The sequence below is a fragment of the Vibrio sp. 10N.222.52.C3 genome (assembly GCF_041474195.1).
Lineage (GTDB): Bacteria > Pseudomonadota > Gammaproteobacteria > Enterobacterales > Vibrionaceae > Vibrio > Vibrio crassostreae_C.
Map to the genome: position 1 here is coordinate 1 of NZ_JBFRTQ010000051.1, position 11,704 is coordinate 11,704.

Here is an 11,704-nt window from a genome sequence, read left to right on the forward strand (position 1 = left end):
AAATATTGATTTTATGAATGTTTACTCATTAAGTCGATTTTTGTTAGAACAGCCTATTCAAAACAATAAGATAGGTAAATCTATGAAAAAACTCGTCAGTTTACTGCTCGCTGCAGTATCGTTAGGGCTTTCTGGTTGTGCAACGGTATTAACAGCAGAACAAAGTGCGCCTCAACTCAATGAAGTTCCACAGGAAAAAGCGTTGACCGTCGCTGTAATCGATAAGAGACCATACGTTCTCGATCATGATAAAGAGCCAAAATTTGAGGGAATTATTCGCAGTTCGTTAGGTATTCCTTATACCTACAACACGGCGACACAGCAGCCAATGTCTCAATTTTTGACTGACAGATTGGTCGCAGGCTTGAAAAAACAGCAAGTAGCTGTTGAGTCGGTTGAGACGACGCCTGAAGAGGATATCACCAAGGTTGCTGAGCAGATGAAAGCATTCGACAACAAATCGATGATGTTTGTCTTGAATGAGTGGAAGTATGACTTCCACGCATTTACGGATAACTCTTGGTACAACGTTAATGTGATTATCTATGATGAAGCTGGTAATAAGCTACTCAGCAAAAATTTCCAAGGCGAGAATGATGTACCTGATGGTGGTGCAATCATCAATGAGATGCAACTGATCTACAAACAGCGTTTTGAAGAGATATTCCGAGATGCTGAAGTGAAAAGTGCCCTGCTAAACTAGTTATTCCCACTTTGATCTCATATTTTGAAAAAGCCACACTCTGTGGCTTTTTGTTTTAATGATGGTTTTTTTTGCATTATTTCTTGCTGGGAAAATGAATTATTGCGAGAAGTAGTTCGATTTGTACGCTTTATGACCGCGCGATCGTTTGCGTCAAAAAATGTGATGAAAGTCTCACTTAACTGTTTATACTTCTTTTCCGGTTTTAAGCCGGTGCTTAGCCAATACAAGCCGTCACATGGATATGTGAATGACCCCACGGACCGGACCAGCTACGTTCCACTGCTTGTATAAGGTGATTTTTTACATGAACAACTCGTTGTTACATTCGCTAACCCTGTTAGCTCCTTCATCGCGTAGCGTTTTGCTTGCGGTTCTTTGTCCTGTTCCTTTGATGTCATTTGCTTGGCTCATGTTCACTCTTTAAGGATTACTAGGACACATTATGAATATTCTATTTGGTTTTGTCGGTGTTCTTGCACTGATTGCTTGCGCGTACCTGTTATCTGAAAGTCGTTCTTCAATTAACTGGAAAACGGTCTCTCGTGCACTATTACTTCAAATCGGTTTTGCAGCCTTAGTCTTGTATTTCCCATGGGGACAATTGGCGCTAACAAGCCTAAGTAATGGTGTTTCTAGCCTGCTTGGTTTTGCAGACGTTGGTATCGCATTCCTTTTCGGTGACCTTGCTACTGAAGGCTTCATTTTCGCGGTTCGCGTGCTTCCAATCATTATCTTCTTCAGTGCTTTGATTTCTGCGCTTTATTACTTAGGCGTTATGCAAAAAGTGATTCAAATCTTGGGCGGAGCGGTGCAAAAACTGCTGGGTACAAGTAAAGCTGAATCTCTGGTTGCTACAGGTAATATCTTCCTTTCTCAGGGTGAGTCTCCTCTTCTTATTCGTCCCTTTTTAAAGTCTATGACTCGTTCGGAACTGTTTGCTGTAATGGCAGGTGGTATGGCGTCGGTAGCGGGTAGTGTACTTGGTGGTTATGCTGGCCTTGGTGTTGAGCTTAAATACCTTATCGCTGCAAGCTTTATGGCGGCTCCGGGTAGCCTGTTAATGGCGAAGATCATTGTTCCTGAGCGCAGCACACCAAGTGATTACGACCATATCGAACTAGATAAAGCTGACCAAAGCAACGTGATTGATGCATTGGCAAGCGGCGCGATGAACGGTATGAAGGTTGCGGTAGCAGTTGGTACTATGTTGGTTGCCTTCGTGAGTGTGATTGCGATGGTCAACACTGGCCTAGAAAGCCTAGGTGAAACGTTCGGTTTTGCGGGTATTACGCTGCAAGCTATCTTCGGTTACCTGTTCTCGCCTCTTGCATGGCTGATCGGTATCCCAAGTGACGAAGTATTGATGGCGGGTTCTTACATCGGTCAGAAGATCGTTATGAACGAGTTTGTTGCTTTCATCGACTTCGTTGAGAACAAAGCTCTGTTATCTGAACACAGCCAAGTGATCGTGACTTTTGCTCTATGTGGCTTTGCTAACATTGGTTCTATCGCGATTCAGTTAGGTTCAATCGGTGTTATGGCACCAGAGCGCCGTGCTGAAGTTGCAAACTTAGGTTTGAAAGCTGTAGCTGCTGGTACGCTAGCAAACCTAATGAGTGCATGCTTAGCGGGTATTTTCATCCTGCTTTAAGCTAGATTCAGTTAAAGCGGACACTTTGCTTACGGAGTTAACGTAAGGAGGGTGTCCGCTTTTTTGTGCCTGTTAATCAGGCGAAATCAGGTTTTGGCCGTCGACTGTGATTTGTCTATCGTGAGTAAAAGCTCACTCGGAAGAGTAATAGAGCCAGTTCCTTTTATCCGATATACTTGAATATCATCAGGTTGCGATTAATAACATTCGGCTTCGATTAAGAAGATCCGGTTCCGACTAAGCATATCCGCTTTCGACTCGGAACAATGGCAACCAAGCTAAATTAATCAAGGGTCTCTCCATGAACATTCGCGTTCTCATCGGTCTTATTGTCACCTTCATTGGCTTGTTTGCGATGGTTTACCTAATTGCTGGCGGCGCTCAGTTTCCTATCTACCAGTGGCCAAAAGAGGCTTATCTCGGTTTGGTGTTCAGCGTCGTGTGGGGGGCAGGTGTCGCAGCGTCTGTAGCGTATTTCTTTTCGGCATTAGTTTTTGTTACTGTCGCCGTGGTTTGTTATGCGATCGGTTATAAAATCGGTGGGCTCTTTTCAAGCAAGTCAGAAGCGTAAAGCTGAAGTTTAAACGTACGCTTTTTGTATTTTCTTTTGGGGTTAACGTTCGCCTTAACCCTCTCTTAACCCCCAGCTCGTTATCTTGTCTCCATTCTTACAGGAGACAAGAAGATGAAATTGAATCTTCCTTTAAAACATTCCCTTATTTCACTTGCTCTAATCGGATTGATGGGTTGCACGACAACCAGTCAGGCCGACTATGTTTCACTCGCTGAGCAAAGCACTAATCAGACACAACAAAGCTTACTCGCAGAGCTGATTCAACAGGCTTCTACTCAACAAGATCTAGACGCAGAGAACGTACAACTTACCGATTTAGTGAATGCACCGGAGCTCGACCTCTATATCGAGCGCGCTCTGCAGAACAGCCCAAGCATCCAACAAAGCATTACAGCACTCAAAATAGCTTATGCGCTGCAAGGTGTAACTTCAGGTGATCGCTTACCAACTGTCGATGCGAGCTTTTCTGGTCAAGCTGACGAAGGCACTGACGGCTCAAGCACGACTGAAACCTACACCACTGATGTCACGGTTGGTTGGGAGCTCGATCTATGGCAGAAGCTTGCAGACACAAACAACGCCGCTTTGAAAGACATTGCGACGTCTCAGGCTAACCTTCAGGGCGCTCAAGATCTTTTGGTCGCGAGTGTGATGAGAGGTTGGCTTGATATCAGTTTGAAGCAACAGCTTGTCGATATCGACTCGCAACGTTTGGTGATTCTAGAAAACAATGAAGAACTTGTTTTAGAACGTTATCGCGCAGGGCTAGGTAGCCTTGAAGATCTAGATAATGCAAAAACGAGCAGCGCATCGACTCAAGCAACCTTAGCTGATTACCGTGAGCAGCTTGCACAAAGCCGACGTGAATTGGTTTTATTAACGGGTCAGTGGAGTGGTGAATCTGATGAGCTATCCCTTGCTGAGCTAGGTTCGTTTCCAACCATCATTAATCCACTAGACAATATGCCGACACAAGATCTAGCAGGTCGACCCGATCTTCAAGCGGCTTTCTTCAATATCGAAGCAGAAACATTGCGTGCTGACGCGGCGTACAAAGCGATGCTGCCGTCGATCAGCTTATCTGCCAGCCTAACCGATATGGCGGATTCTCCGAGCGAAGCGCTGCTTACCGGACCTTTGTGGAGTGCGCTTGGCCAAGTGTCAGCACCACTGTTTCAAGGTGGCAAGCTAAAAGCACAGGCAGAAATTGCTGACCTAACCACAGAAACCAGCTACTGGGCTTACCAAGAGACACTGCTCAATGCGGTGAATGAAGTGGAAAATGCAATGGGGCAAGAGTCCTCATTAACGCTTCAACAGCAACACCTAACGAACGCCTTGGTAAGCGCACAACGCAGCTTCACTAGCTATGAAGAGAAATACCGTCAGGGTTTGGTCGACATTTTTGATCTACTTACTGTTCAGCAGCAAACCTATGACCTTGAAGCGCAGTTAACACAAACCATTTATAACCGTCTCGTAAACCGAATTGATTTAGGCCTAGCTCTGGGCTTGGGAGTATCTTCATGAAACTGAACACCATCACAATTGCAATCACCTTAGTGGCTGGTTCAAGCATTTTTGCTGCCCTTGCTTACAACGATTCACAAGTGGCTCCTGCTCCTCAAAAGACGAATGAACTAACGGTTTCAGAACCTCAAGCTACGCCTATTCAAACCAAGTCTATTGATACGACGACCTTACCTGCTTCACAACAACAGCAAGTGTCTGTGGTACTTGCCACTCTCGGTGACTACCAAGCAGAAGTGGTGGGTTACGGGGAAGCGAAGTCGCGTTACGAATTGATGTTTTCGACGGAAGTTGGTGGCCGAGTAGAAACGATCAGCTCGCAGTTTGAAACTGGGCAAGTGATTGGCCAAGGTGAAGTGATCGCTAATATCGATTCGACCAGTTACCAACAAGCGGTAACCCAAGCGAAGGCAAATGTGGCTCAAGCTCAACTGGATTTGTTGGAAGAGCAGAGACAAGGCGAACAAGCTAAGTCTGAATGGCAACGCTCTGGTTTGTCTGGCGAGCCGGATTCACCTTTAGTATTACGCGAACCACAACTGGCACAAGTAACAGCAGCCTTGGAGAACGCCAAGCTTGAATTGGTGAAGGCTGAGCAAGACCTCGAAAAAACAACCTTGGTTGCCCCTTTTGATTCGTTGGTCGTGAGCCGTGATGTTCAACCGGGAAGCTACGCACAAACGGGCGCTCAGATAGCCACGTTATACAGCGTTGATGAGGTTGAAGTTTCTGTCCCCCTTTCTGAAAGCCAATGGTTGAGCCTACCCAACAGCGATAACACCCAACTGAAAGAGCAGCCGTGGCCAGTGACTCTATCGAGTTCTGACGGTCAATTCCAATGGCAAGGTTATGTCGAGCGTGTTGAGCAGCACTTACAACAAGATACGCGTCAGCGCTCATTGATCGTGAAAGTCGATAACCCTTTGGAGCAAGAGAAAGCTCTTTATCCAGGCACGTTCGTGCAAGCGACGATCTCGGGTAAGCAACTAACTCAATTGTGGGAGCTTCCGGCTTCTGCACTTTCGCAACAAGGTGACCTGTGGTTTGTGGATGACAACGGTCTGCTTTCTAAATCAAACGCGAATGTTGAATTTGAAAAGGGTGGTTTTATTTACATCGATCCTACCAAATTGAACTTGGAAATTGGTGACGGTGTTCAAGTGGTTAAGCGTCCGTTAAGTAGCTTTAAAGCGGGCATGGTCGTTCTGGCTAAGGCGGAGGGGTAGTCATGTCTCATGAGTTGAAACCGAATAACCAAGCGGACAGTAACCAGAAGCCAACTAAACCACACACTGGCGCAATCGCATGGTTCGCGAATAACTCTGTAGCAGCGAATTTGTTGTTAGTGGGCGTGATCATCATAGGCCTGTTATCACTGAACTCATTGCGTAAAGAAGCATTTCCAAGCCTTGAACCCGATGTGGTGACAGTGTCTGTGACCTATGACAGTGGTGACCCTATTCAGGCGGAAGAAGGCCTAGCGATTAAGATTGAAGATGCGTTAGAAACCGTACCGGGCATTAAGCGTATTACGTCAACTTCTGATGCGAATGGTAGCCATGTTTCGATTGAAAAAACGAGCACCTATGATCTTGATACCCTGTTAACTGACGTTAAAACTAAGGTTGATGCGATCAATAACCTGCCTTCTGGCGCTGATAATCCTGTGATTGATAAAGCTCGCATGCAAGATCATGCCTTATGGGTGCAGATCTATGGTGACGCAGACCGAGCAACGCTTCAAAGCTTAGCCGAGCAATTGAAATCAGATCTATTGAGCCAGTCATCAATTCGTGATTTGGAAATCAAGGCTAAGGCTGACCCTATGATCTCAGTTGAGGTTGATGAGAACAAGCTACAGGCATACGGCTTAACTCTGACTGACGTTTCTGAAGCGATCAATGCGGAATCTTCTGCGGCTATCTCGACGAGCCTTCGTAATGGCGAAAAAACGGTTCGTTTGAAGGTTTCTGAACAGGCGTATGAGATCCAAGATTTCAACGCGATTCCGGTGATGACGACGACTGATGGTACGCAAATTACCTTGGGTGACATTGCCAACGTTGAAGACATGTTTGCTGATGATACCTTCATGCTTTCTCGTTATAACCAACAGAATGCGATGGCAATTCAGATCGTGATGGATGAATACGGAGACGTCGTCAGCATTGTTGAACAAGCAGAGAAAGTGGTAGAGCGCTGGGAAAACAGCAACATGCTGCCTAGCGATGTCGAAATCGAAACTTGGTATGATAAAAGTACCATGATCAAAGACCGCTTAAGCCTATTGATGAAGAACGCGCTCACCGGTATTGCTTTGGTGTTCATCGTGTTAGCGGTATTCCTAAACGTGCGTGTCGCTTTCTGGGTCGCCGCTGGCTTACCGTTTGTTTTTTTTGGCACCATGTTCTTCATGACAGATACCTTCATGGGGTTAACCATCAATGAAATGACCACCTTTGGTTTCATTATGGCGCTCGGGATAGTAGTCGATGATGCGGTGGTGGTCGGGGAGAGTATCTATTCCACACGCAAAGAAGAAGGCGATTCGATAGGCAGTACCATTCGAGGTACCATGAAGGTGGCATCACCAACTATATTTGGTGTGTTAACGACAGTTGTTGCCTTCTTAGCGTTAGCGAATGTTGACGGTAAAATGGGGCAAATTTACGCTCAATTCGGCACGGTCGTGACTATCTGTTTGTTGCTGTCTTTGGTTGAGTCTAAGTTCATTCTTCCGTCGCACCTCGCTCATATTAATACTAAGCGCAGTGAGAAGAAGGGAGTGTGGGCTCGCGTTCAACATGCTGCCGATACTGGACTAGGTTGGTTTAATAAGCGTATCTACTGCCCCACAATTGAATGGGCGCTGAAACTGCGTTATGCGGTAGTGATGGTTTTCTTGTCATTGCTTATTTTAGTTGCTGGGTTACCAATGACGGGGGCGGTTCGTGTAGCGTTCTTCCCTGATATGCCGGGTGATACGGTAACTGCGGATATGTCGATGCAAAACGACGCGAGCTTTGGCCAAACACAACAAAACTTATTAGTGCTTGAAGCGGCGGCAACACAAACGGATGAAACACTGAGAGCCAAATACGGTGCTCAAGATGAAGCGTCTAAGCTGTTGAGTCTTCAAGTTATCGCGGATGCCGATGATTCTGGCCAAGTGAAAATTGAATTGGACAGCGACAGTGTCTACACATCGAACGAGTTTGCTGATGCTTGGCAAGAGACTGTGGGCCAGATGGAAGGGGTTAAGAAGCTCAAGATCTTGTCTAAAATGGAGATGGTCGACAACTTCAAAGTAGAGCTGAAAGCATGGAATGAAGAATCAGTGACTGCGGCGGGTAATGAATTCTTAACCAAGCTGCAAGCGATTGAAGGTGTGAGTGGTATTGACCATAACTTGGATCTTGGTGAGCCTCAGTATCGTTTTGAATTAACACAGCAAGGCCGTGCGTTAGGTTTCGATACGGCAAGCCTTTCACAACAAGTATTACAGGCGTTTGGTGGTGATATCGTTCAGCAGTTCCAGCGTGGTAAGGATGAGGTAAAAGTTCGAGTTCGTTACCCTGAATCGGATCGCCAAACCATTGCGGATATCAAGCAAGCGAGCGTGAGAACCAACGACGGTACCGTGGTGCCTTTGAGCACGGTTGCTGAAGTATATTCTGATTACCAAGTATCAGAGATCACACGCATTGATAGCCAACGAGCGGTGTACATCAGTGCAGTATTAGATAAAGACGTGGTTGCACCTGCTGAGCTTGTTCATCAGTTGCAAGACACATTAGTACCCGATTTAGAAGCGCAATACCCGGGATTAACGGTCGACTTTGCTGGCGAAACGGAAGAACAAGAAGAGACGGCTAGTTCAATGATGAGTATGTTCATACTTGCCATGATAGCGATTTATACGCTGCTTGCTATCCCGCTGAAGTCTTACATTCAACCAGTGATCATCATGACAGCGATTCCATTTGGTATTGTTGGGGCAATCTTAGGGCACTGGTGGAATGACTTAACAATCAGTATCCTATCGTTAAACGGTATCCTTGCGTTGAGCGGTGTGGTGGTGAATGACAGCTTGTTGTTGGTTTCTCGTTTCAACGAGCTAATCAAAGAGCAGGGCAAGTCGGTTCACGATGCGATTGTTGAAGCGTGTTCTGGTCGACTAAGAGCGGTATTACTTACATCGGTCACGACGTTTGCAGGTTTGACGCCACTATTAAGTGAAACGTCTTTACAGGCTCAGTTCCTGATCCCTGCGGCAGCGGCGCTAGGCTACGGTATTTTGTTTGCGACGTTTATTACACTGATTCTAACGCCAGCATTGTTAATGATTCAGTGTGAGATTAAGTCTCTGATTCTTAAAGTCACAAATCGAGTCAAAGGCGTTGAACAAACGGCCTAACAATAGCTAAGCTAATGATATCTAGGCTGATAAATGCCGAGCGAGGCTCAGCAACTTCGGTCTAGGTTCATTACCGAACAAGATATTAAAGATCACTACAAAGCTACACTACAACTAACAATAGAGGTCGTCACGATGGCAGAATCCGTCACCAATAAACTCACAGATAAGCTTCAATTGCTTTTGGTTGAAGACGACCTTGATTTAGCCACTGCTGTTATTGATTACCTCGATTTAGAAGATATCCAGTGCGATCATGCAGCGAATGGTTTAGCTGGACTCAACCTCATCGAAACAAACCGATATGACGCGGTAATTCTCGATCTCAACTTACCTAAAATGAACGGCTTGCAGGTGTGTGAGAATCTCAGAACGCAGGGTATTGATACACCCGTTTTGATGCTGACTGCACGTGATACGCTTGATGATAAGCTGACAGGCTTTTCAAAAGGGGCCGATGATTACCTGGTGAAACCTTTTGCAATGGAAGAGTTGATTGTTCGAGTGCAAGTGTTGGCGAAGCGACGCAGTGGTCAGGTTCGCCGCTTGTCGGTAAGCGATTTGGAAATTGACCTAAAACAGCATCAAGCCTATCGCGATAATTCCCCTTTAAAGCTTTCGCCTACCGCACTCAAAATACTGGAAATCTTGATGCGTTCTAGCCCTAATCCTGTTTCTCGTGAGACCATTATGCAGGGCGTGTGGGGCGACGATCAACCAGACAGTAATAGCTTAAAAGTGCATATCTTCAATCTGCGTAAACAAGTCGATGCTGAACAAGACAATAAGCTGCTGCATACCATTGCGGGTAAAGGTTTTGCGATTAAGGAGTTACGACAAGCATGAAGATCAGACCAAGCTTAAGGATCTACGTTTTATTGGCTATTTTAGTCACAGGCGTGACCACGATTCTGGTTCTTTCTGCCTTGAGCGTAAACTACTTTGTCTCGGGGATGGATATCGCTATGCGTGGCTCTATGATTGCCCAAGCGCAACAAGATGCGGTAAAGCCGGGTAAGCCTATGACCAATCAAGAATTTACGGTGGCGACCCAATGGAGCGACTTGCCACAAAGTATTCAGAACAACCTTAACCAGAACGAACTGCAATTCAACCGCATGACCAAAATAATCATTGGCAAATCTATATTCTCACCTCCCGAGAAAGGCTATTTCGCCATGAAGGTGATGAAAGGTAATGAGGTTCGTTATGTTTCTGCGGTGTTTGCTCAAAAACATGACCCTTTCATTAATGATGAAGGGCTTCCGCACTTTATCACGATTCTTTTGACCGCACTGGGTGCGATCGTACTGTTTTTCGTTATCTTGGTTTTGGTGTTACGTAAGGTGGCATCGCCTGTTGAGCAGCTAAAGAACTGGGCCAAATCGCTAGATAAAGATAACCTCAGTGAACCGACACCTGATTTTCACTTCAGTGAACTGAACACCTTGGCTAACATCATTCGTGATAGTTTGAGTTCGGTTCAAAACAGCTTAGAACGAGAGCAGAAATTTTTGGGTTACGCGAGCCACGAATTACGTACTCCTATTGCGGTCACAAGAACAAATAGTGAATTGCTAGAGAAGTTGATTCAAAAGGGAAAGAGCCCAGAAAAGCAGCTTGAAGTCATTGATCGAATCAAGCGCGCGGGTTTCACCATGACAGATCTGACAGAAACCTTGTTGTGGCTTACCCGACAACAAGACAAAGATCTGCCTCTAGAAAACATACATCTCGGTGAACTGCTGCAACAAATAAACCACGATTTAAGCTATCTATTGAATGGCAAAGCCGTGGCTGTGAATCTTGAACGCGACGACACACAATGTCAGTTGCCAGTCGGACTCACTCGCATAGTGCTGACCAATTTGATTCGCAATGCTTTCCAACACACAGGAAGCGGTACCGTGGGCATCGTTCAGGTAGGCTCGAAAGTCACCATTGTTAATCACAACACTGACGGCACGATAGAAGACAATCATTTGGGCTTTGGTCTAGGGTTAGAGCTCACCGAAAAGCTGCTCGCGCAATATCAATGGCAATACCATAACCAAGAGCTGGCTGGTGGTCGTGAAGTGTGGGTGGATTTCTCGTAATGCACTGGCTCGATCGTTGGAAGGTGTATCGCTATCATCGGAAACAAACTAACCGCTCGAATGGCGACAAGGCTAAAGCTTTAGGTTGGACTAGCGAAGAGAGTCAATTGTGTCGCTTTGAAGTAATCGCTCGTGCGGCGGACTTCGAAAAGAAGAGTGTTTTAGATTTGGGTTGCGGCTATGGCGAGCTGTTTGAACTGCTCGACAGCATCTATCGTATTCAATCTTATACCGGCGTTGACCAACACGCAGGCTTTCTTAAGAAGGCGAAGCAAAACTACACAGAAGATCGTTGTCAGTTTTTGGCGGGTGATATGAGCAAAATGAACCTTGAGGCGCACGACATTGTCATCGCTAGTGGTTCACTGAACTACATCTCTCGTGATTCTGATTATCTGACAAACATGATTACTCGCATGTATGAACTGGCGAATCAGACGGTGATTTTTAATCTTCTCAACTCAAGCCAGTATCCTTCGCGTAATACCTTGATGAGTTATCACCCTCAAGGTGTCTATCGTTTCTGTAAAACGCTCTGCGATGATGTCTCTTTAACGGAGGGCTACGCAGAAGGGGATTTTACGATAGTGATGAACAAAGCCGTGTCAGGAGCTTGATGTCGTCTTTGTTTTTATCTTTACGCAGGTTTTGATATTAACAACTTTTGATACGAGTACTGACGTAGTAAACAGCAAAAAGCCGCAGCCTTGAATGAAGTGACCCCGTAAAG

9 protein-coding genes are annotated in these 11,704 nt (G+C 45.7%); all 9 read left to right on the plus strand.

Going from position 1 to position 11,704, the window contains the following annotated elements; translation table 11 throughout:
• Nucleotides 1-82: 82 nt before the first annotated feature.
• The 9 genes from AB4517_RS09575 (at nt 83) to AB4517_RS09615 (ending at nt 11,591) form a co-directional block, all read left to right on the plus strand.
• Entirely contained in the window at nt 83-703 is a 621-nt protein-coding gene (locus AB4517_RS09575) for a hypothetical protein (protein ID WP_017060596.1), read from the plus strand.
• Nucleotides 704-1,148: 445 nt separating this feature from the next.
• A complete protein-coding gene (locus AB4517_RS09580) occupies nt 1,149-2,357 on the plus strand; it encodes a NupC/NupG family nucleoside CNT transporter (protein ID WP_017060598.1) in 1,209 nt (402 codons plus the stop codon).
• Between the two features lie 301 nt (nt 2,358-2,658).
• Entirely contained in the window at nt 2,659-2,928 is a 270-nt protein-coding gene (locus tag AB4517_RS09585) for a hypothetical protein (RefSeq protein ID WP_017060599.1), read from the plus strand.
• Between the two features lie 114 nt (nt 2,929-3,042).
• Entirely contained in the window at nt 3,043-4,461 is a 1,419-nt protein-coding gene (locus tag AB4517_RS09590) for a TolC family protein (protein WP_372148261.1), read from the plus strand.
• Nucleotides 4,458-5,687: an efflux RND transporter periplasmic adaptor subunit gene (locus AB4517_RS09595; RefSeq protein ID WP_372148262.1), complete on the plus strand. Its 1,230-nt coding sequence runs from the start codon at nt 4,458-4,460 to the stop codon at nt 5,685-5,687. Before AB4517_RS09590 ends, AB4517_RS09595 begins: the two co-directional genes overlap by 4 nt.
• Before the next feature lie 2 nt (nt 5,688-5,689).
• Nucleotides 5,690-8,878, plus strand: a complete 3,189-nt coding sequence (locus AB4517_RS09600) for an efflux RND transporter permease subunit (protein ID WP_372138106.1) — start codon at nt 5,690-5,692, stop codon at nt 8,876-8,878.
• 135 nt (nt 8,879-9,013) lie between these two features.
• Nucleotides 9,014-9,724: a response regulator transcription factor gene (locus AB4517_RS09605; protein WP_017070987.1), complete on the plus strand. Its 711-nt coding sequence runs from the start codon at nt 9,014-9,016 to the stop codon at nt 9,722-9,724.
• Entirely contained in the window at nt 9,721-10,974 is a 1,254-nt protein-coding gene (locus AB4517_RS09610) for a HAMP domain-containing sensor histidine kinase (protein WP_017070986.1), read from the plus strand. The genes AB4517_RS09605 and AB4517_RS09610 overlap by 4 nt, the downstream gene beginning before the upstream one ends.
• Nucleotides 10,974-11,591, plus strand: coding sequence for a class I SAM-dependent methyltransferase (locus AB4517_RS09615; protein WP_017064868.1), 618 nt, complete (start codon nt 10,974-10,976; stop codon nt 11,589-11,591). Before AB4517_RS09610 ends, AB4517_RS09615 begins: the two co-directional genes overlap by 1 nt.
• Nucleotides 11,592-11,704 lie beyond the last annotated feature (113 nt).